At 38.0% G+C, this 22,841-nt stretch carries 20 protein-coding genes; 15 read left to right on the forward strand and 5 right to left on the reverse strand.

The genetic code is table 11. From position 1 onward, the window contains the following. Window positions 1-27: 27 nt before the first annotated feature. From D0T08_RS25235 to D0T08_RS25250, 4 genes are all read right to left on the reverse strand, one after another. A complete protein-coding gene (locus tag D0T08_RS25235) occupies window positions 28-669 on the reverse strand; it encodes an alpha/beta hydrolase (protein ID WP_116985533.1) in 642 nt (213 codons plus the stop codon). A gap of 58 nt (window positions 670-727) precedes the next feature. Next, entirely contained in the window at window positions 728-2,017 is a 1,290-nt protein-coding gene (locus D0T08_RS25240) for an NAD(P)/FAD-dependent oxidoreductase (RefSeq protein WP_116985534.1), read from the reverse strand. 149 nt (window positions 2,018-2,166) lie between these two features. Further along, the gene (locus D0T08_RS25245) at window positions 2,167-2,694 is read right to left on the reverse strand and encodes a DinB family protein (RefSeq protein ID WP_116985535.1); all 528 of its coding nucleotides are present in this window, start codon (window positions 2,692-2,694) and stop codon (window positions 2,167-2,169) included. Between the two features lie 133 nt (window positions 2,695-2,827). Beyond that, entirely contained in the window at window positions 2,828-3,391 is a 564-nt protein-coding gene (locus D0T08_RS25250; RefSeq protein ID WP_116985536.1) for a YceI family protein, read from the reverse strand. Window positions 3,392-3,904: 513 nt separating this feature from the next. On the opposite strand from D0T08_RS25250, the gene iolB reads away from it, so the two are divergent. The 9 genes from iolB to D0T08_RS25295 all read left to right on the forward strand — a co-directional run bounded on the left by iolB (window position 3,905) and on the right by D0T08_RS25295 (window position 14,978). Beyond that, entirely contained in the window at window positions 3,905-4,771 is an 867-nt protein-coding gene (iolB, locus tag D0T08_RS25255) for a 5-deoxy-glucuronate isomerase (RefSeq protein ID WP_116985537.1), read from the forward strand. A gap of 10 nt (window positions 4,772-4,781) precedes the next feature. Continuing rightward, window positions 4,782-5,801, forward strand: a complete 1,020-nt coding sequence (iolC, locus tag D0T08_RS25260) for a 5-dehydro-2-deoxygluconokinase (protein ID WP_116985538.1) — start codon at window positions 4,782-4,784, stop codon at window positions 5,799-5,801. A gap of 27 nt (window positions 5,802-5,828) precedes the next feature. Then, the gene (locus tag D0T08_RS25265; protein ID WP_116985539.1) at window positions 5,829-7,295 is read left to right on the forward strand and encodes a CoA-acylating methylmalonate-semialdehyde dehydrogenase; all 1,467 of its coding nucleotides are present in this window, start codon (window positions 5,829-5,831) and stop codon (window positions 7,293-7,295) included. A 51-nt stretch (window positions 7,296-7,346) separates the two neighbouring features. After that, complete coding sequence (gene iolG, locus D0T08_RS25270; RefSeq protein ID WP_116985540.1) at window positions 7,347-8,378, forward strand: inositol 2-dehydrogenase; 1,032 nt, start codon at window positions 7,347-7,349, stop codon at window positions 8,376-8,378. Between the two features lie 53 nt (window positions 8,379-8,431). Beyond that, window positions 8,432-10,042: a sodium/sugar symporter gene (locus D0T08_RS25275; RefSeq protein WP_116985541.1), complete on the forward strand. Its 1,611-nt coding sequence runs from the start codon at window positions 8,432-8,434 to the stop codon at window positions 10,040-10,042. Between the two features lie 90 nt (window positions 10,043-10,132). Next, a complete protein-coding gene (locus D0T08_RS25280; RefSeq protein ID WP_116985542.1) occupies window positions 10,133-11,077 on the forward strand; it encodes a class II fructose-bisphosphate aldolase in 945 nt (314 codons plus the stop codon). Window positions 11,078-11,126: 49 nt separating this feature from the next. Next, window positions 11,127-12,992, forward strand: coding sequence for a 3D-(3,5/4)-trihydroxycyclohexane-1,2-dione acylhydrolase (decyclizing) (gene iolD, locus D0T08_RS25285; protein WP_116985543.1), 1,866 nt, complete (start codon window positions 11,127-11,129; stop codon window positions 12,990-12,992). Between the two features lie 46 nt (window positions 12,993-13,038). Further along, complete coding sequence (gene iolE, locus D0T08_RS25290) at window positions 13,039-13,938, forward strand: myo-inosose-2 dehydratase (protein WP_116985544.1); 900 nt, start codon at window positions 13,039-13,041, stop codon at window positions 13,936-13,938. After that, window positions 13,935-14,978 (forward strand): LacI family DNA-binding transcriptional regulator, encoded by a 1,044-nt coding sequence (locus D0T08_RS25295; protein ID WP_116985545.1) that lies wholly within the window; start codon window positions 13,935-13,937, stop codon window positions 14,976-14,978. Before iolE ends, D0T08_RS25295 begins: the two co-directional genes overlap by 4 nt. A gap of 9 nt (window positions 14,979-14,987) precedes the next feature. On the opposite strand, the gene D0T08_RS25300 is transcribed toward D0T08_RS25295, so the two are convergent. Continuing rightward, window positions 14,988-15,848, reverse strand: a complete 861-nt coding sequence (locus tag D0T08_RS25300; RefSeq protein WP_116985546.1) for a dienelactone hydrolase family protein — start codon at window positions 15,846-15,848, stop codon at window positions 14,988-14,990. Between the two features lie 589 nt (window positions 15,849-16,437). Here D0T08_RS25300 and D0T08_RS25305 point away from each other — a divergent pair. The 6 genes from D0T08_RS25305 to D0T08_RS25330 all read left to right on the forward strand — a co-directional run bounded on the left by D0T08_RS25305 (window position 16,438) and on the right by D0T08_RS25330 (window position 22,837). Beyond that, entirely contained in the window at window positions 16,438-17,487 is a 1,050-nt protein-coding gene (locus D0T08_RS25305) for a sensor histidine kinase (RefSeq protein WP_116985547.1), read from the forward strand. Continuing rightward, window positions 17,487-18,230, forward strand: coding sequence for a LytTR family DNA-binding domain-containing protein (locus tag D0T08_RS25310; RefSeq protein WP_116985548.1), 744 nt, complete (start codon window positions 17,487-17,489; stop codon window positions 18,228-18,230). Before D0T08_RS25305 ends, D0T08_RS25310 begins: the two co-directional genes overlap by 1 nt. 190 nt (window positions 18,231-18,420) lie before the next feature. After that, entirely contained in the window at window positions 18,421-18,912 is a 492-nt protein-coding gene (locus D0T08_RS25315; RefSeq protein WP_116985549.1) for a hypothetical protein, read from the forward strand. 182 nt (window positions 18,913-19,094) lie between these two features. Then, window positions 19,095-19,727: a hypothetical protein gene (locus tag D0T08_RS25320; protein WP_229239051.1), complete on the forward strand. Its 633-nt coding sequence runs from the start codon at window positions 19,095-19,097 to the stop codon at window positions 19,725-19,727. A 1,055-nt stretch (window positions 19,728-20,782) separates the two neighbouring features. Beyond that, on the forward strand, window positions 20,783-21,460 hold the full coding sequence (locus tag D0T08_RS25325; RefSeq protein ID WP_116985573.1) for a response regulator transcription factor: 678 nt from the start codon (window positions 20,783-20,785) through the stop codon (window positions 21,458-21,460). A 9-nt stretch (window positions 21,461-21,469) separates the two neighbouring features. After that, window positions 21,470-22,837 carry an ATP-binding protein gene (locus D0T08_RS25330; protein WP_116985551.1) on the forward strand — a complete coding sequence of 456 codons (1,368 nt, stop codon included), beginning with the start codon at window positions 21,470-21,472 and terminating at the stop codon, window positions 22,835-22,837. The last annotated feature ends 4 nt before the right edge of the window (window positions 22,838-22,841 follow it).

The raw sequence follows: 22,841 nt of genomic DNA on the forward strand, positions 1-22,841 counted from the left end.
TCATGAAAGATACTGATAATAGAGTTTTTATGCAAGAGTCACCCGAAGTATCTCATTTAGCTCTTTTGCCTTATTTACTGTCATAAAGTGCCCTCCACCTTTTATAACAATATCAGACTTGATACATTGTAAAGGTAGAATATGATCATTATCTCCATGTATATGTATGATATTTGAGTAAGTAGTTTGGTTCTTCCAACAAACAATTTTATCAATCGCCCATTTCAAAAAATCTCTATCTAAATCATTGAGGATTTCAGAAAGCATTATTTTGTGCTCTTTCTCTTTTATTCCAAAAAACCAATCACTTAAAAAATTATGCTGTTTGAGAAGTTTAGAAGACAGTATCTTCTGTAATTGTAAACAGCCTGCCCAACGATAATAGAGTGGAACTTCTTTGTAAGTTTTGGCAGAAGCAAGTAGAATAATCTTTTCAATTTCTAAATATTTTGCTACCTCCAGAGCCATCATTCCACCAAAGGAGAGACCAATTAATATGGGAATTGGAGTAATTATCTGAGCAGTTAATCTTTTCGCATAATCCTCTATACGCTCATTTTCATCAGGCTTTATCCATTTAATAAAAGTTACATCAAATCCTGTAAAATCCAGGTATTTGAATACTCTTTCGTCTACGCCTAAGCCACTGAAAATGTAGATATGCTTCATACTTGCACTAAAAATAAAATGGAGAGGAACTCAATCCTCTCCACTTTAAAATACTCATTTATGAATTACTTACTTTCGTCTTGGGTCTGATAATCAACCTTAGCGATTGGTCGTAGGTGACATAACTCCAAAGCCAGTTGATAAATACCATCACTTTGTTTTTGATACCTAAGATTGACATCAGGTGAACAAACATCCAGACATACCAGGCAAAAGCTCCCTGGAATTTCCAGAAAGGTAAATCAACCACCGCTAGATTTCTACCCACGGTTGCCATTGAGCCTAAATCTTTGTATTCAAAAGGGGTTGGCTCCTCCCCTCTCATGAATTTAAGGATATTTTTTGCCAATAAATTCCCTTGTTGAATGGCAGGCTGGGCTACTTGCGGGTGTCCGTTCGGAAACTTCTCATCACCACTCATTAAGGCTATATCTCCGACAGCAAATACGTTAGAGAAGCCTTCAACCTGATTGAACTGGTTTACTTTCATACGTGCTCCCCTACCATAAATTTCTGGTGCAAATCCATCTAAGGTATTACCCTTGACACCTGCAGCCCAAACAACGTTGTTAGTTCGTATTTTTTCGCCAGTACTTGTATGTGCATGTTTTCCGTCAAAATCAGTAATTCTTACACCTGTCTTGACAATCACTCCTAGGCGTTCCAAATACTCTCTACCTTTTGCGGAAGCCTCATCGGACATTACCTCCAAAACCTCATTTGAAGATTCAAACAAATAAATCTTCATCGTATTAAAATCAACATCAGGGTAATCTTTTGGTAAAATGATATGCTTCATTTCTGCCAATGTTCCCGAAACTTCCACACCTGTAGGTCCACCCCCTACTACAACCATATTCAGCATGCCTTCTCTGGTATCGGCATCTTCCGCTGTGAGGGCATCTTCAAAATTCTGTAGTACTCTATTGCGTAGATAAATGGCTTCTGAGACTGATTTCATCGGTATGGCATTGTCAATCATGTTTTGCATGCCGAAGAAATTCGTTCCTGCGCCTGTGGCCAGTACCAGGTAATCATACTTAATCTCCCCTAGTTCTGTTTCAATCTTGCTTTGTTCTGGCATTACTTTCAGAACTTTAGTAATGCGGATATGCACATTTTTCTTTCTTTGAAATATTTTGCGAAGAGGGAAAGAAATCGAACTGGGTTCGAGACCCGCCATCGCCACCTGATAAAAAAGCGGCTGAAACTGGTGGTAGTTATTTTTATCAATCAATACAATCTGGACATCTCGTTTGGCAAGTTTTTGTGCTAGTGCCAACCCTCCAAAACCCGCACCAACAATCACGATGCGCTTTTGGGAAGTATCAGGAATATTAGGTTCCATAATATTTGTAGCCGAAGCCGTTTTTTGGATTATTCTAATAATAGAACGCCAAAGCAAATACTTTTGTTCGACTTTTTCAAGATTTATTCAAGATATTTCCACAAATAAAAAACCCGTTTAAAGAATACTTCAAACGGGTTATATTTTGCTTAGAATAACATTTCATTCGGTGGTTTTATACCCTTCATACGGATATAAATCGTGGTTTGTCCACGGTGGTGGGTCTGGTGTTCAAAGGCTTTGGCAAAAACCATTTCTTTGTTCATTTCATTATTACCCATTTTCACCATTTCTTTCATTTGTGCGTCAGTCATACCTTTCAAAGCATTAATCACGAAATCGTAGCTGTCTAGTACCGTTTTAGTTGTGGTTGCTTTCGACTTATCTGCAGATTTCTCAAGCGACCCTCTTTCAACAGGGCTTTTAACACCGCTCGCCAAAGAAGCAAAGTTATAATTGGCATTAGATAAGTGCATCATTTGGTCGGCAAATGAACGAATATCAGGTGATGGTTTGAAATCAAAGCCATCGTCAGGCATTGTTTCCAGGTACAATTTAGTGTAGGTTTTGGCTCTCTCCCACTCTTTTATCATTTGCTCTTTATCAAGTGCGCTGGCATTTGTAAAGCTAAAAACAAATAGTGTCAATAGGCTTAGTAGTAAAGATGTTTTTTTCATAGTAATAGAATTTTAAAAGTTAAAAGAAACTGTTGGAGTTAAAATTTTATGAATCAAACAGTTTTCAAAGTAAATGTAACAAAAAAGAGACTTACTGCTCATAGTAAGTCTCTTTTTAACAATTTATTAAAAATTAGTTTGCTACGAATTCGCCACTGGCTCTTAGTTCTACTTCTTCGCTAACAACTGCTGCAGGCATTGCACCTACACCAAAAGCTGTACGGTTGATTGTACCAGAAGCTTTGAAACCAGCTAGTTTTTTACCTTGACGGTTTTGGCCAGTACCAACCAAAGTCAAGTCTACAGTTACAGGTTTGGTTACGCCTTTAATTGTCAAATCACCAGTTAACTGGAATTTCTTAGGGCCCACTGGTTTGATAGATGTGCTTTTGTAAGTGATTGTTGGATATTTTTCTGTATCAAACATATCAGCTCTGTTCAAGTGAGCATCTCTATTTTCCTGGTTGGTATTTACACTTTTTGCATCGATAGTGAATTCAAAAACTGCATCTGAAAAATCTTCTTTAGATGAAGTAAGTTTAGCATCGAAATTTCTGAATGTACCATCTACTTCTGATAGCATTAAGTGCGTTACAGTAAAGTTTACTTTTGCGTGAGCTTTGTCAACTGACCACGTCTGAGCAAATGCGCTAACTGACGCCAATAGGCTAAGTACCAAAACAACTGTTTTTTTCATTAGTCTGAGTAATTTTAATTAATAATAGTGAATTGATTAAGAGACAAATGTAGATACATAGAATTTATCTACAAGTATTTTTTCTTGTTTTAACAAAATATTAACTTATTTAAGTTCAACAAAGATTAGAAAACAGGTCGCAATACCTCTGCGCAAGTCGACATATTCCGTAAATCACTCGGCATTCTTTTGTATTAAGCAGATTTTATAATTCACTCAAAACAACTAAAAAATCCAACTAAATGTTTACTCTCATCGGTACACTTTACATTTCTGGTTTTTACCGAAACAATTTAAAACGTTTGCACGACGATTTGAAACGTTTGCGAAAATAAATATTTTTATATTTAGTCTTTATATAATACTATTGCATCTGTTATTTGTCTTCCCGACAATTATTCTCTGTCTAAAGTTTGTCTGCACAAAACAGATAAACTAATTTTGCCCCAACTTGTCTATACAAGTTACAACAAAAAATTAACCTATAGCCTGCTATTTAGCTGTATCCTTTGTATGAACAACCTGAATCTTTTAGTTAAAGCACAACAAAAACATGTTTATCAAAACTTTACTGCCGATGAAGTTGGTTGGACATATCTGAATTTTGGTGCGCGGCTGATGCAAAATGGTGAAACCTGGGAACATGATACTACCGAGCATGAAATGGCCATTGTGATTTTAGGTGGGAATTTTAAAGTAAATTCAGATAAAGGCAACTGGGAAGTAACCAACGGACGCAAAGATGTTTTCAGTGGCATTGCTCATACCCTTTATTTACCCCGTCATACTAAATTCACACTTACAGCTACTAGTGATACGCTAGACATCGCTTACTCATGGGTAGAAACTGATCAGGATTTTCAGCCGTATCTGAAACAACCGCAAGAATGTGCGATAGAATTAAGAGGAGGTGATAATGCCAATCGTCAGATAAATAGCCTGATTCAGCCGGGTTTTCCTTGTCATAAAATTGTTTGCGTGGAAGTGTATACGCCATCTGGTAACTGGAGTTCTTTCCCTGCACATAAGCATGATGAAAGAAAAGTAGATACAGATGGGAAACTGATTGAAGCTGAACTTGAAGAAATCTACTTTTATAAATTCCAGTCTCCGCAGGCGTATGCCATTCAGCAGGTGTATACCTACGATAGAAGCTTAGATGAAATCATTCGTGCCCGAAACAACGAGGCAGTATTGGTTCCTAAGGGTTATCACCCTGTTGCGGCTTGCCACGGATACCACGCTTATTATCTCAACTTTTTAGCCGGAAGTGATCAGGTTCTCACTGCTACTAATGATCCAGACCATGAATGGATTTATGGTACCTGGAAAACACAAGACGCCAGATTACCATTGGTAACGGCAGATATGAACGTATAACTAATTTTGCATGCAAGAAAATACTAAGAAATATGATATTCTGACAATGGGGCGCTCCTCTATTGACTTATATTCTAATGATATAGGCTCGCCTTTTGTTGATATTACCTCATTCGGCGCATTTGTAGGGGGTTCACCTTTGAATATTGCGGTTGGTTGTAAACGCCTGGGTTTGAATACCGCGTTTTTAACAGCTGTAGGCAATGATCAGGTTGGGAAGTTTATTCTCAACTTCTTAGATAAAGAAGGTATTAACACGGCTGCAATTCCGACTATTAATACTGCTCGTAGTTCGGCAGTTATTTTAGGGATTGAGCCGCCGGATAGATTCCCCTTAGTGTATTACCGCGATAATTGTGCAGATATTCAAATAAATCTTGACCATATCCGACAAGCTGATATTTCACAGTATCGCTCGGTTATGTTTTCAGGTACTGCTTTTAGTAAAGATCCTAGCCGTACTGCCATGTTTTATGCCATTGAAGAAGCAAAAAAACATGGAGCTGTAACGGCACTTGACATCGACTTCCGTGCTGACCAATGGTTCGACCCACTGGCTTTTGGTGTAACCATCAGAGCCGCGCTTCCTTACATGGATTTTGTCTTAGGCACAGAAGAAGAAATTCTGGCTACCTTTATGACAGACCCCAAACAATTAGAAATTAAGCATCAACAAATCTCTGCTCCTGAAATCAGAGGTAATATCGACAATGCCATTCAGGAGATTTTGCGGAAAGGCGTCAAGACGCTGATTGTTAAACGAGGAGCAGAGGGTGCTTCCATTTTCCGCCAGGGGGAAGAAGAAGTAAAAGTACCAGGCTTTCCGATTGAGGTAGTTAACGTATTAGGCGCAGGAGATTCATTTGCTGCAGGCTTTATGTATGGCTATCTGCAAGGCTGGGAGCTATTCAAAGCGGTGCGAATGGCTAATGCCACAGGTGCTATTATGGTAACTAAGCATGGCTGTGCAAATTTTATGGCAACGCTTGAAGAAGCAATGGCTTTTGCCAATAGTAAAGGGGGGTTATAATCAATCAGAAAAATTCTATTAAAATACATGGTAAAGTTAAATAACTATATAGACGGACATTGGGTAAGTAGCTACTCTGAGGCGACATTAGATGTGAAAAATCCTGCTAATCAGGAAGTGATAGCGAAAGTGCCACAAGGTTCGGTACAAGATGTACAAAAAGCAGCTGAAGCTGCTGCCAAAGCATTCCCGGAATGGAGAAATATTCCGGCTCACCGCAGGGTACAATACCTATTTAAACTGAAAACACTATTAGAAGATAATATTGATGATATTTCAAGAACCATCGTACTTGAAAGTGGCAAGACCTTTGGCGAAGCAAAAGCAGAAATGCAACGTGCCATTGAAAACGTAGAAAATGCTTGTGGCATACCAACAATGATGCAGGGGGATTTCTCGGAAGATATTGCCAGAGGAGTGGATGAATTTATGATTCGCCAGCCAGTAGGCGTGTGTGCCTGTATCTCTCCTTTCAACTTTCCTGGCATGATTCCGTTCTGGTTCCTGCCTTATGCTATTGCCTGCGGTAATACCTATATTATAAAGCCATCTGAGAAAGTACCTTTAACTATGACAAAGGTTGTAGAATTGATGGAAAAACTTGATTTACCAACAGGGGTAATAAATCTGGTACATGGCACCAAAGAGGTGGTTGACGGTATTTTGCAACACCCGGTTATCCGCGCTATCAGTTTTGTAGGCTCAAGTAATGTTGCTCGCTATGTGTATTCACAGGGCGCTTTGTATGGTAAAAGAGTACAGGCACAGGGTGGAGCTAAAAACCCGGTATTGGTATTACCTGATGCGGATATTGAAATGACAACTCAGATTATTACTGATAGCGTATATGGCTGTGCCGGACAACGTTGTTTAGCGGCTTCAACGATTATTACTATTGGAGACCATAAGCAAATTACAGAAAGTCTCGTTGAAGCGGCAAAAGGTCGTACAACTGGTTTCGGATTAGACGAAAAGAGTCTGATGGGGCCTGTCATAACTCCTGAAAGCAAGAACAGAGTTGAGCAATTGATTCAACAGGGAGTGCGTGAAGGTGGAAGGCTATTGGTTGATGGAAGCAATGCCAAAGTATCAGGATTTGAAAACGGTAACTTCATCTTACCAACTATTATAGAAGACATTCCATTAAGCAGCCATGTGGCAGAAACCGAAATTTTTGGCCCGGTAATGTCACTTATGCACCTGAACAATGTGGATGAAGCCATTGAGTATATTAATAGTGGTAAATATGGTAATGCGGCCTGTATTTTTACAAGTAGTGGTGCCAGTGCGAGAAAATTCAGACATGATGCAGATGCCGGAAATATTGGTATCAATATTGGAGTGGCCGCCCCGATGGCTCAATTCCCATTCTCAGGCTGGAAAGATAGTTTCTTTGGCGATTTACATGGTCAGGGTATGCACTCGGTTGAGTTCTTTACCCAAACCAAAGTGGTGATTGAACGCTGGTTGAAAGAATGGACACGTAAATTCTAATGAATCCACCCAACAATTCTATTCGAACTATAATTTACCTATATAATATTAATGAAAAATACTTTAAAAATCGGTATCGTTGGATTAGGTCGTATCGGACAAATCCACCTTTCCAATATAGCCACTCGAATAAAAAATGCTGAAGTAGTTGCTGCGGCAGACATCTCTGAGAATCTTCTGGATTTTGCTAGAAGACACGGCGTAGAAAACGTTTCTACAAGCCCTGAATCGGTGCTAACTAACCCGGAGGTTGATGCAGTGGTTATCTGTACCCCTACCCCAACGCACGTACCATATACTATTCTAGCAGCGCAACATGGTAAACATATTTTCTGCGAAAAACCACTTGATTTAAGTATAGACCAGATTCTGGCAGCTAAAGAAGCGGCTGAATTAGCTAATGTGCAATTAATGCTGGGCTTTAACCGTCGCTTTGATGCCAACTTTTTGAAAGTGAAAGAAATGGTGCATGAAGGATTGGTTGGTGATCCACATATATTGAAAATTACCAGTCGCGACCCTAATCCGCCGCAGATAGAATATGTAAAATCGTCAGGTGGACTATTTATGGATATGGCTATTCATGATTTTGATATGGCACGTTACGTAATGAATAGCGAAGTGGTAGAAGTATATGCTAAAGGTAAAGTATTGGTAGATTCACGCATTGGTGATGAAGGTGATATTGATACGGCCATCACTACCCTGACATTTGCGAATGGAGCTGTAGGTGTAATTGATAATAGCCGTAAGGCAGTCTATGGCTACGACCAACGCATTGAGGTTTTTGGCTCGGGAGGTATGACACAAACCAAAAATAATACGCCTGATACCCACGAGTATTATAATGAAAAAGGAGGGCATTTATCGTTGCCTTTGAACTTTTTCTTAGAAAGATATGCCGAGTCTTATGTGAATGAAATAAATGTATTTGTTTCGAGCGTGTTGAAAGGTGAGAAAGTACCTGTAGATGCACATGATGGATTAATGGCTACAGCCATTGCTATTGCCGCTAAACAGTCTTGTCAGGAAGAAAAACCCGTTAAAATAGAAGAAGTGTTAAATGCCTTAATGGCACAATAGTCTGAGAGTGCCTAAAAGTAACCTATTCACCCTTATAACCTGCAATTAATTGAATGGAATCATCCGGTTTACACACGCTCGACTATGTAGTATTCTTTCTATACTTTGTTCTCATACTCGGGTATGGCTACTGGGTATTTCGTAAAAAAAGTGCTGATAACAACACAGCCAACGGTTATTTCTTGGCAGAAGGTTCGCTTACTTTCTGGGCAATTGGTGCTTCATTGATTGCTTCTAATATTTCGGCAGAACACTTTATCGGTATGTCAGGCTCAGGCTTTGCTATTGGTTTGGCCATATCTTCTTACGAGTGGATGTCGGCTGCTACGCTTTTAGTAGTTGCTGTATTCTTTCTGCCTGTTTATCTGAGAAACAAGATTTATACCATGCCGCAGTTTTTGCGTCAGCGTTATAATCCCGTAGTAGCTACGACGATGGCTGTTTTCTGGCTATTGCTCTATGTGTTTGTAAACCTTACTTCTATTCTTTATCTGGGAGCTTTGGCGTTGGAGGTAACCGCAGGAGTCGATTTCAATATGTCGATTATCGCTCTAGCAGTTTTTGCTATTATTATCACTATTGGTGGTATGAAAGTGATAGGTTATACTGACGTAATTCAAGTGGTTGTTTTGGTATTAGGTGGATTGATTACAACTTATCTGGCAATGGATTTGGTGGCTAAACATTTCGATAAGCCCAATATTCTCAGTGCTTTTGGTACTTTGAAAGAACAAGCGGATTCGCATTTTCATATGATTTTGCCAAAATCCAGCCCTTACTATAAAGACTTACCGGGTTTAACGGTAATCATAGGTGCTATGTGGGTAAATAACCTGAATTACTGGGGTTGCAATCAATATATTGTACAACGTACTCTGGGAGCTGACCTAAAAACTGCCCGCCAAGGGATCGTCTTTGCCGCTTTCCTAAAATTATTGATTCCCTTAATTGTAGTTATTCCGGGTATTGCTGCTTTTGTATTATATCAGAATGGGGTATTTCAAAAAGAAATGTTAGATGCAGCAGGAGTTGTAAAACCTGATCATGCCTATCCGGTTCTTTTGAATTTATTACCATCAGGACTGAAAGGGATTGCTTTTGCTGCTTTAACCGCTGCCATTGTAGCCTCATTAGCCGGAAAAGCCAATAGTATCTCAACGATTTTTTCTTTAGATATTTATAAAATTTATATCAGACCTGATGCTTCTGACAAACATCTGGTAAAAGTAGGTCGTATTGCAGTATGGGTAGCTATGGGTATTGCGGCATTGATTGCGCCACAACTACGTGTACTTGACCAAGCTTATCAGTTTGTGCAGGAGTATTCAAGCTTTATTACCCCGGGAGTTTTTGCTATTTTCTTCTTAGGTTTATTCTGGAAACGTACTACAGGCACTGCTGCCTTGGTTGCTGCATTATTGACTATTCCATTATCTTTAGGTGGTAAACTCTGGTTTGAAGAAATTCCTTTCCTTGACCGCATGGGTATTATCTTTCTGATTTTAGTAGCACTTATGGTAGCTATCAGTTTGACATCGAAAAATGCAGATAATGCTAAAGGCATGGACATTGGAGTGCCTAAGCCCAATTTCACGACTGGATTTATCATTTATAGTATTATTATCTGCGGGGTTCTAGTAGCTTTATATACAGCCTTCTGGTGAGACTAGTTTGGACTAATTTAAGATTATCAATATTTATTTACTGCGAACGGGACGCGAACGTCGCCCGGCTCGCGCCACAATTTTTTAACAATGCTTTTAACAACCAAAGAAATATTCAGGAAGAGTTATGGCAAATATGGTATTCCTGCCGTAAATGTCTTTTTTATGGAAGAGGTGCACGGCCTTTTTGCAGCCGCAGAAAAAGCCAATGCTCCTTTTATTATACAGACTACTCCCTTTGCCCGTGATTATGCTCATCCTAAGATGTTGCTTGCCATGATTGAGGCAGCGGCCAAGATTTATTCGAAAGTAGTTTACGCAGTGCATGTAGATCATGGAGTGGAAGAACATATTTATGATGCCATTGATAGTGGAGGGTATAGCTCAGTGATGATTGATGCCTCTCATGATGATTTTGATACCAACGTAGCACGTACCAAAGCTGTTGTTGACAGAGCACATGCCAAAGGCATTAGTGTTGAAGCAGAATTGGGTGTACTGGCAGGTATTGAAGATGATATTGTCATCGAAGCAGGAAAATCGTCTTATACCAATCCAAAAGATGTAGAAAGATTTGTAAAAGCAACCGATTGCGATTGTCTGGCAATTGCTGTTGGGACTAGTCATGGGGCCTATAAATTCAAAGGCAAACAAGGAATTCAGTTTCATATATTAGAAGAAATTCAGCAGCGTTTACCTGAGTTTCCATTGGTATTGCATGGTGGTTCATCAGTCAATCCTGAGGAAATTCGTCGTATTAATAATGCAGGTGGCGCTTTGAAAGAAGATGCCCAGGGCGTATCGATGGCCGAAATCCAGAAAGCTATCAGCCTGGGCGTTTGTAAAATAAATATTGCTACGGATACCAGATTATTATGGACAAGAGTAACACGTGAGTTTTTCAGAGATACCCCGGAACAATTTGCCCCAACATCACCTGGTAAAGTTCTGATGGAAGAATACGTAAAATTCATGCTCAATAAATTTGACGATTTCGGCACCACAGGTAAAGGAGTCGACTTTGGAATTAGTTAAGAGTGAAATAATAATCACTCAATCGCTCATTCACTCAATCACCAATGAAATGACTATCAAGCTAACCGTTGCACAGGCAACTATAAAATTCTTAAAAAACCAGTTCATCGAAAGAGATGGTATTGAACAACCTTATTTTGGAGGTTGCTTCGGTATTTTCGGTCATGGTAATGTAGCTGGTCTAGGGCAGGCATTGCAACAAAACCCTGATTTTCGGTATTATCAATGCCGTAATGAGCAATCGATGGTGCATACAGCCGTTGCTTATGCTAAGGTAAAAAACCGTTTAGGTGCTATGGTTTGTACGTCTTCGATAGGCCCCGGTGCTACCAATATGATAACCGGAGCTGCCCTGGCTACCATCAATCGCTTACCTGTGTTACTTTTACCAGGTGATATTTTTGCTACTCGTGAGCCAAACCCTGTTTTACAACAATTAGAAAGTAGTGTTACACAAGATATATCGGTTAATGATTGTTTTAAGCCAGTGTCTAAATACTGGGATAGAATCAGCAGGCCGGAACAATTGATATACTCTTTGCCTGAAGTGATGCGGGTGCTTACTTCGCAGGCGGAAATGGGAACAGTTACGCTTTCGATGCCGCAAGATGTACAGACCTTTGCCTATGAATACCCTGAAGAATTATTCAGGAAAAGAGTATGGAATGTAGCCCGTCCTAGGCCCGATGTGACTGCTTTGAAAAAAGCGGCTGAATTGATTCGTAACGCAAAATCTCCTGTAATTGTGGCAGGTGGTGGTGCTACTTATAGTGATGCTAACACTATATTACACCAGTTTGCTACTAAAACGGGTATTCCTGTTGGCGAAACCTTTGCTGGTAAAGGAGCAGTTCGTTATGATGCACCTTATGCTATCGGTGGTTTAGGTGCTACTGGTACTAAGTATGCTATTGAAATTGCGAATGAAGCGGATGTAGTAATTGGTATCGGCACACGCTATAGCGATTTTACTACAGCATCAAAATCAATTTTCCAGAATACTGATGTGAAGTTTGTTAATATAAATATTTCTGATTTTGATGCGTTTAAGCATGCTGCCTTGCCATTGGTGGGTGATGCAAAAGCAACTTTAGAAGAATTGGCTGAGCTATTGGGTGATTTTGAAGTTTCTGCTGATTACAGAGCACGAGTTGAACAAATGAATAAAGCCTGGGATGATGAAGTAACCCAGATTTATGCTGAGGGCAATGGTACAGTACCTCCTATTGATCAAGCCATCGTAATTGGTACTTTAAATAGTTTCATGGAAGATCGGGATATTATGATTAATGCTTCGGGCTCCGCCCCAGGAGATTTACATAAACTATGGCGCGCTACTGACCCTAAGAATTTCCATCTGGAATATGGATTCTCTACGATGGGTTATGAAATTGCTGCAGGTTTAGGAGCTAAAATGGCTGATACTTCAAGAGAAGTATATGTAATTTGTGGCGATGGTGGTTACCTGATGAATAATCATGAGATTGTTACGGCTATTCAGGAGGGGTATCGTTTTACAATTTTATTGCTTAACAACAATGGGTTTGCCAGCATCGGTGGTTTATCTCAAAGTATTGGTAGTGAACGTTTCGGAACAAGATATGTGTATCGTGATGAAAACACCGGACAATTATCAGGAGATTTCCTACCTGTTGATTTAGCTAAAAATGCTGAGAGTCTGGGAGCAGTAGTTATTAAAGCTACTGATAAAGAATCTTTAGAAAACGCATTAGCCGAATCGAAGAAACAAGATAGAACAACAGTTATTTACATAGAAACGAGCTTATATCGTACTGTTAAAGGCTATAATGCCTGGTGGGAGGTTCCTATTGCAGAAGTTTCAGAATCAGAAGGTGTGCAAAAAGCTTATGAGACTTATAAGGAGAATAAAAAGACACAGAAGATTTATTTATAATTTAATTATCTATTCAAGACATACAACGTACTAACGTATTATTCATATGAGTGCTCAAAATATCAAATTAGGTGTAGCTCCTATCAATTGGACAAACGATGATCTACCGGAATTAGGTGCAGAAAATACTTTCGAACAATGTATTAGCGAAATGGCTCTTGCAGGCTTTGCAGGTTGTGAGGTAGGAAACAAATATCCACGTGATACGGAGGTTTTGAAGAAGGCCTTGAATTTACGAGATCTGCAAATTGCCAATCAATGGTTCAGCTATGAATTGACTACTAAATCTTTGCAGGAGAATATCACAGAGTTCAACAAATTGCTTGACTTCCTTGGGGCGATGGGTTGCACGATTGTAGGTGGTGGAGAAACTGGCAATAGTTGCCAGGGTAAACCCGTTCCTGTTTTTGAGGGTAAAGGCATGTTACATTCGGCTGCTGACTGGAAAAAATATGGTGAGAATATGAATGAATTAGGTAAGATAGCTTCAGACAGAGGTTTTAAATTGTCTTTCCATCATCATATGGGTACCATTGTTCAGACTATGGAGGAAACGGACAAGTTTCTGGAAAATACCAATCCTGATTATGTATATCTGAACTACGATTGCGGTCACTTCTATTTTGCAGGAGAAGACCCGGTTGCAGCATTGAAAAAATATGTGAGCCGTGTAGGACATGTGCATTTAAAAGATGTTCGTCCGAAAGTATTACAAAAAGTACATGATGAAAAATGGAGTTTTTTGACTGCCGTTAAGAACGGTGCATTTACCGTTCCGGGAGATGTAGAAGGTTGTATGAATTTTCCGGCAATATTCTCTATCTTGCAAGAAAATAGCTATAAAGGCTGGGCAATTGTAGAGGCAGAACAAGACCCTGCCAAAGCTAATCCTTTAGAATATGCTTTAATAGCACGAAATTATATAAAAAAGAACCTCGGTATATGAGTGGACAGTCTCAAATTACCATTAAAGATATTGCCAGAAAATTCAAATGTTCGCCCTCGACCGTGTCGAGGGCATTGAATGACCACGACGCTATCAATATTGATACACGTAAAACCATTCAGGAATATGCTAAAAAAATGAATTATCAACGAAATCAGGTTTCGTTGAGCTTATTGAATAAAAAGACCTACTCCCTGGGTGTCGTTGTCCCCTCTCTTAAATACAGTAACCTTGAAGCCTCAGTTATTGAAGGCTTACAATCGGTTTTGCAACCCTTAGGTTATACTATCAGCATCTTTATTTCGCAGGAAAGTCACGAGATTGAAGCACAAAATGTTGAGCAATTATTGGCCAGCCGTGTAGATGCCATTTTCCTTTCTGTGAGTCAGGAGACTTATAATTTAGGTTTTTATGGGCATTTTGATAGAATCATCAATGCCAATAAGAGCCTTATCTTTATTGACCGTGATTATGAGGGCTTTAAATCGAGCCGGGTCGTAGTAGATGATTATCAGGGAGCATACATTGCCGTAGAACACCTAATTAAAATGGGTTGCAAAAGAATTGCCCATTTGAAGGGTCAGAGTGGTACTTCGGTATCCGAAAAGCGCTTAGAGGGTTATATAGATGCTTTAAAAAATCATGGGATGTCAATTGATGAAGATCTGATTCAGACCTCAGGCTTTCTATCAGACAGAGCAATTTTCCCAACTAAAACGCTATTAGATAATCCAAATAGACCAGATGGGATTTTTGCTGTAAATGATCGCGCGGCTATTGGTGCTTTATCTGTAATTCGTTCAGAAGGATTAAGTGTACCTGCCGATATTGCCGTAGTTGGTTTTGATAATGACCCTTCTTCAGCCTATATCACTCCTTCATTGACAACTATTTCGCAGCCAAGTTTTGAAATTGGCAGGGAGGCTGCTCAGCTTTTTCTGAACTCGCAGAATGTAGAAAAAGAGGGAGAAGCAAAATTTGAAAAAATTATACTTCCCCCTGAATTATTGATTCGTGAATCTTCCTTGAAAATTCTCTAACATTCTTTATTAAGATAGCGTATCTTTAAACAGTCTTAAAGTGCGTTCCCATGCCAGTTTTGCTGCCTCCGGGCTATAGCGTGTCGGTGCAGTATCGTTATTGAAAGCATGGTTGGCGCCTTCATATACGTATAACTCATATCTAGTTCCTGCAGCTTTTAATGCAGTCTCATAAGCCGGGATACCTGCATTTACTCTTTCATCCAGGCCACCATAGTGTAATTGTAGGGCTGCTTTTATTTTGGGCACATCCACTGCATCTGCCTGACGGCCGTAGTATGCCACTGCTGCATTGAGTTCAGGTGAATTTACTGCCAATTGGTTGGCTAGCCCCCCACCCCAACAAAAACCCACAACACCTGTTTTGCCATTACTTTCAGGTCTTGCCCGAACGTAGTCTAATCCTTTCAGAAAATTATTGATATTCTTTTGCGCATCTAATTTAGCGAATAACGCTCTTGCATCATCTTCATTGGCAGGTGTACCTCCAAAGGGTGATAGCGCATCTACTGCTACTGCTAAATAACCCGCTTTAGCTACACGCCTTGCCACATCTTTTATATGTGGATTTAAGCCTCTGTTCTCATGAATTACAATTACTGACCCCAATTTTCCTTTAGCATCTTTTGGTTTGGTCAGATAACCCCGCATAGTTGTGTCATCTCCTGCAAAGGTGATACTTTCTATAATTAAGTCATCATCTTCTTCATTCACAGTTGCCGCATGTGCATAGTTAACTTCTAATAGAGGTAGTACAGCCAAAGCTGCAGCGGTGCTTCCGGTAAGCTTGGCTAAGCGTTTCATAAATTCCTCACGACTTAAGGGCTTGTGAGTATACTCGTCAAACAAATTAATAATTTCTTGATTCATAAACGCGTGCTTTAAATTTTTGAAATATTATACTTGTATTTGGAGGTTATGTTTGAGGCTAACGTTTTTCTCAGCAGTCTTCACAGAAAAGTTCTATTTTTTAATCACAGCTTTTGTATTGACAAATATATAAAAAAGAAGCTTGTCGCAAAGCAACAAGCCTTTTTATTAACCTAATTTTATATTTAAAATCTTTATCGCTTCTTTAAACATCAAAAGAAAGATGATCTGTTAAGTCGAAAATCTATAAAACTCTGATTACTCTTTTTCGAGTATTTTTTATAGATGAAAATCATTTGATTCAGGTTTCACTAATTACTTCACTTTAATGTTTATTTAATTCACATTAATAACTTTTCAACCTAAATTTTGTTCAAAACAACTAACAAAAATTATATGTTCAAACATCTATTATACCATCTGGCATATTTTCTCGACAAGTACCCACAATTATTATAAAACAGTCGAGTTTTTTCGACAACAAGTCGGTAAAACCCAGTAAACTGTATAAAAGCTTGGTCTTAGATTAATTATATAATTTGTTTATTACCTAATATGTGCGTATTTCGTTATCATTTTTTATTCAGGCATGGCTATTCAATTTTTTGTTCAACGTCACCGAATCCTGGTAGTTCATCTGGCATTCTGGTGTTCTTACTTTTCTTTTTTCTTTTATCAGATTAGCTTTCAGAATGGCGACGAAAGTAGCTATACCCGCCTTTTAATCGACGCACTTGCTCATGTCTCAGTTATAGCCGCTGCCAGTTATATGAATTATTTCTTTTTTTTGCCCCGGTTTCTTAAACATAAAAATATCTGGCGATACCTATTAGAGTTCATTATTCCCTTTTTCTTACTCCATGTTTTTCTGATTTATGTAAAAAGGCAGATCTATATTGATAGTGGAGATATTCGACGGATTGAGGTGGTCTATAGTTCAAAATTCTTTATTAAAAGTTTTATCAGCGCCATTTTCATTGTCGTTTTTGTGGGGATGTTGAAATTTGTGGAAGACTGGTTTGAACTGGAAGCCAGGAAAAAAGAAGTAGAAAACGAAAAACTGATTGCTGAGCTAAGATTTTTAAAGGCCCAAATTAACCCGCACTTTTTATTCAATACACTCAATAATCTGTATTCGTTGGCATTTACCAATTCGCCTAATACAACGGAGGTGATTGCAAAGCTATCAAAAATGATGCGCTATATGCTCTATGATTCCAATCATGCCAAAGTGCCTTTAGACAAAGAGATTGAATATATAGAAAATTATATAGGCCTTGAAAAATTACGGTTGAATCATCAAATACCTATAGATTTTGAAGTAAAAGGCAATACAAATCAGGTAATGATAGTACCTTTGGTATTGATTACGTTCCTGGAAAACGCCTTTAAGCATGGTGTAAATGGTAATGATCCTAATTCGTGGGTAAAAGTACTCCTGCATGTAGACGGCAAAAGTTGTACTTATACTGTTGAAAATAGTACATTGGTCTCAATGAATGGCACTACCCGTGAAAGCTCCGGAATAGGATTGCAAAACCTGAAAAGACGTCTGGAATTAAGCTATCCTAACACTCACGAATTAAAAGTAGAAAATAAAGATAGTAAGCATAGTATTCAGTTAAAGTTAGATTTGTGATGAACATGAGGTGTATTATTGTTGAGGACGAACCCTTAGCCCGAAACTTATTAGAGCAGTATATACAAAAGTTACCTTATCTGGAACTAGTAAAATCCTTTTCTAATCCCTTAGAAGCATTAGATTTTCTACACACGAATGCTATTGATATACTCATTTCTGATATCCAAATGCCTGAACTGACGGGTATCAGTTTACTGAAAGTCTTACCTGTAAAACCCTTAATTATTCTTACCACTGCCTATCCTGAATATGCCTTAGAGGGGTATGAACTGGATGTGATGGATTATCTCCTGAAACCCATTACTTTCGAAAGATTCCTGCAGGCTATGGAAAAAGCCAAGAGCCGACTACAAGTTATCATAAAAGCAGCAGTTCAGGAAACCAGCCCTGTTAAGCCTTTTATCTTTGTAAAAGACCGAACTAAACAGGTAAAGGTTAAATTAGAGGATATTATTTATGTAGAAGGGTTGAAAGACTATATTATTATCTATACCAAAGATCGAAGAATTGTTCCGCTGCAAACCCTTAAATCTTTTGAGAATCAACTACCTGCTAACCAGTTTATCCGTATCCATAATTCCTATATCGTTTCTTTTGATGCTATTGAGGCTATTGATAAGGAAAAAGTACAGATTGTGCCCGTTACTTATCAGACAGGTACTCCTGCAAAAACTTTTTTGCCTATTAGTGATACTTATCGCAAAGCTTTTAAAGAGTTTATTGAGAAGCAGAGCCATTAATTTTAGCGAAATATTTTACCCTTATCTTAACAGATTTTCTAGCCTGAAAGATAAGCTAAAGGGTACAATACAGACAACAATAAATTTTTCCGAACAAAGTTATACAATGGCGAGTCTGCACAAAATAGAGTCTTTGAAATTGTGATTCGTCAAAAAAGTTTAATTTTGTATCAATAAAAACATTATACCTATGCTTAACGCTCAAAAAATATTGAAGTTTACTCTAAGTCTTATATGCGTTTTCTTCTTGTCCGTTTTATATACGCATGCGCAATATTATCCGGGCTATGGTCGTGGATATGGTGGTGGATATGGCGGAGGCCTTAACAGATATGGAAGCGAATTTGATAATGTAAAACCAAAAGGTCCTTTAGACCCTGATGAACTGGCTAAAGAAGAGACCAAATGGATGGTAAAAAAGCTAAAGCTAACTGATGAGCAGGAAATTCTGATATCATCTTTAAATGAAGACTACGCTTACCAACGTAAGGATTTATACGACAGAATAAAAAAAGAGTTTGGTACTGAGCGCCCGACTCCGCAGCAAATCTCTGATGCAAAAGACAAGATGGCTGCCCTGGAAGAAAAGCAGAATAAAGAGTTAGAAAAAATACTCACCCCTGAACAATTCAAAATATATTCAGACAAGAAAGCGGATGCCAAGAAAAAAAATAAACAATAAGATAACTATCTGGTTATAAAATAGATACTAATGATCTTATTATTTATGATTGATCAATGCGCATTAAGTCTCTTTTAAAAAGAATACATACTGTCTGTTGTTGCTTAGGAGCTTCAATTTTTTTTAACTTTTTTCTATATTCAGTCTCGCTGGCACAAAGTACTCATTTGTTGTCAGATTCGATGTTATTAAAGCCACCTGATGCCCCTAAAAGAGGTTTGGGTTTTGTCCTTAACTGGGACGCCCGCAGGTCTTTTGTTAAGAATCAACGGGTGAATATCTGGGGAGTTAATACAGGTATTGTTTTTGGAAAGAAAAGAAACCAGATTACAGTGGGTTATTATTGGTTGAACTTTAATTCTTATCAGAAACTAATTGATTTCAGAAGAACAAACTCCAAACTGGTTAATCTGGATTCTTATACCAAAACAGACTTATATTTTTTTAGTCTGATGTACTGGAAGAATTTTATTGAAACCAGACGCTGGCGTGTAAGTATGCCCGTTGAGGTGGGCATAGGTGCCACAAAAAACCAAGGTACAGAATTATTAACCGAAATTCAGATCTGGAAAAGAAAAGATTTTTTTCTTCCGGTACAATCAGGGTTATATGCCAAATGGAAAGCCACCAGATGGGTAGGTTTGTCGATACAGGGGGGGTACAGATATGCACTCATCTCTCAGAATATTCAGCAAAACTACGACGGTTTTTATTATAGCTTCGGTGCTGAACTTCAACCTGAATTATTCAGGGATGTTTATCGCTGGCTATTTAAAGGAAAGAAAACTGAGGCGACTATATCAACTCAACCTTAATGAACTGAGCAGTTTTTTGTGCACATAATAAAAGTTAAAAACTAGAGCTTATTATATTCAAGACCGTGAGATAGCAATAAAAATTTAAAGATTAAATGATTTTATTTCATTATATTTATATTTCTTTGCAGTAAAAACCCAAATAAATGAGTTAGGGAAAATAAATGGCCTATAAATAGAAAAAAGTTTTGTAGCTATATTTTTACCATTCGTCTATAAATTCTTTGAAATATAAATTTTGCAGTATATAAAATTTGTATTAAATTTGGCTTAAGAAACGAGGAGATAAGGACCGATAACGAATAAATTTCAAGAAAATTATAAAATTTCTTGTTTTTTTACCAGAGTTTTTTTTAAATTTGTCCTATCAAAAATAAATAATTGAAAAAATACTTGTTTAGTTATTAATTTCGTTTTTATATTTGAATGTGAAATCCTTAGTAAAGGAAATGGAGAGAATGGTAAGATTTCGGAGAAATGCTTTAAAGGATTAGACAATATTTTCATTAGATAAAAATATTAAAGATAAAAGTTGTGTGGATTTAGTAGCGGGAAAGGCTGGAGTCATTTACTCCAGTCCTTTTTTTTTATTTGCATTCTTGTATTTTAATCCCTTTTTAACCTGCTATTAATAACAATTTTAATAGCTTCTTCTAATTTTGTGGCAGACAAGACGAAAAGATTGTTAATCTCTCGCTTTCAAAAACTTTCAGATTCGATATTATTAAGTACGTAATATAGTTTTTTCATAAAAGTTGTGTGGATTCAATAGGACAAAGGCTGGGCAGTTTGACCCAGCTTTTTTTTTGACAATATTCTGATTTCAGGATTGGCTTAGAACATATAAGGAAACTTCTTTCAATGTTTTTTAACTCATAGAAAAGCATAGAGGCTTTTAACCTGTTTTTAATTTCATATTAAAGCTATCTTCATGTAGCGCTCTCAACTTTGCTGTCGTCATAAATGGTATTATCAAATTTTAAATAAACTTTTTGAGATTTTATTTTATCAAATTTATTAATTAACTTAAAATCAATATAACTATGCCAAACGATATGAGAGTATTAGTAGTAGAAGATGAACCTAAGCTTGCCGAATTTGTTAAAAAAGGATTAGAAGAAAATGCCTGTAACGTGGATGTTGCGTTTGATGGACAAATTGGTAAAAATATGGCATTGAGTAATCCCTACGATGTTTTAGTACTAGATGTAAACTTGCCCAAAATAAATGGTTTCGATTTAGCCCAGCAACTCCGGCAAGAACAATTAAGCACGCCTATACTGATGCTTACTGCCATGGGAAGTATCAACGATAAATTAATAGGTTTTGGTGCCGGTGCTGATGACTACCTGGTAAAGCCTTTCGAATTTAGAGAATTATTGGTGCGTTTAAGAGCATTACAACGTCGTTCAAACGATATGATGCCTCAACAAAACGTATTAAAAGTAGCTGATCTTGAGCTTGACCTGAACGAAAAGGTAGCCAGACGCGGCCAGCATACTATTGACTTGACTGCCCGTGAATTTGCGTTATTAGAGTATCTTATGCGCAACAGAGGTCGTGTAGTATCACGTGTTGATATTGCAGAAAAAGTATGGGATATACATTTTGACACAGGTACAAACACCATTGATGTATATATTAACTTCTTACGAAAGAAAATCGACAAAGATTTCACAGTTAAATTGATTCATACTGTAGTAGGAATGGGTTATATTCTGAAAGAAGACTAAGGAATTCGAATGAAAATTGTAGATAGACAGCCACTGCGTGCCTCCCTGATCGTTTCTATATTATTTGGGGCGTTCTCTATTGTCATCTATAATTTTTATGCTGATTTCCGTCAGAAAGAGTTTCTTAAAATTCTGAAACAGAATGCGATTTCACGTGAACGTTTATTAGCCGACAGTAGTTCTCTTACCCCTCAGATTCTGGCGCGTATCGAAACCAATTCCGAATTCAGAATGACCGGTGAAGCCACAGGTATTTATGATACGCATGGCAAGGCTATTTATGTAGCTTCGGCCGAAAAAGAACTTGCTCCCTCTTTACTCAAACATGTACTCAAGAAAAAAGAGGTATCTATAGATAGCCTCGAGGTAGACCGTATCTTATTTCTTTACGAAATCCCGGAAACACATCAAAAAGTAATTTTATCAGCCTCTGCAGTTGATGATTTTGGCTATGCTAAACAGGAGAGGCTAAGAGACTTATTGATTGTTGGAACATTTATCGCTATCATTGTTATTATTTTGATGATGCGCTTCTTTGTAAAGCGCGACGTAAAACCCATTGGTCAGATAGCAGACCGTATGGAGCAAATTACGGCACACGATTCGAATAAACGATTACCTGAAGCCAATTTGCAGGATGAAGTAGGGCAAATGGCGCGAACATTTAATGATTTACTTGACCGACTGGAATTTGCCTACACCCAGCAAAGAAATTTCGTTTCGTATGTAACGCATGAGTTACGCACACCCCTAACCATCATGCAAGGGCAGGCAGAGGTAGCTCTGATGAAGGAGCGTAGTAATGAAGAATACAGACAAGCCCTGGAGTCTGTAAAAGCTGAGGTGCAGGATATGATTAAGTTGGTAAACGAATTATTAGAGTTAGTAAGAGCCAATGCAGATGCCCATCTGGTAGATTTAAGACAAGTAAGAATTGATGATTTATTGTGGCAAGCTCGTGGACAATTAATACAGAAAAAACCACATTATGAAATAAATGTAGGCTTTGAAGAAGTTCCGGAGTCGGAAGATATAACGGTTATGGGTAATGGAGCTTTGTTAAAAATGGCTTTTATGAATATTATGGAAAATGCCTGTAAGTATAGTACTGAACCCGTTTGTCAAGTATTAATTCATACACGTAGGAAAGAGGTTGAAGTACGTTTTGTTGACCAAGGAGCAGGTATTTCGGAAGAAGATTTACAACATATATTTAAGCCCTTTTATCGTTCTGTAAACACACATGAGGTATCCGGGCATGGCATAGGACTGCCACTTACTAAAAGAATCATCGAAATCCATCGGGGAAGAATATCAATTGAATCAGAAGTAGAGCATGGCTCGACAATTATTATTATATTGCCAACCATTGAATAGCAAT

This window comes from Emticicia sp. C21 (genome assembly GCF_003418935.1).
Lineage (GTDB): Bacteria > Bacteroidota > Bacteroidia > Cytophagales > Spirosomataceae > Emticicia.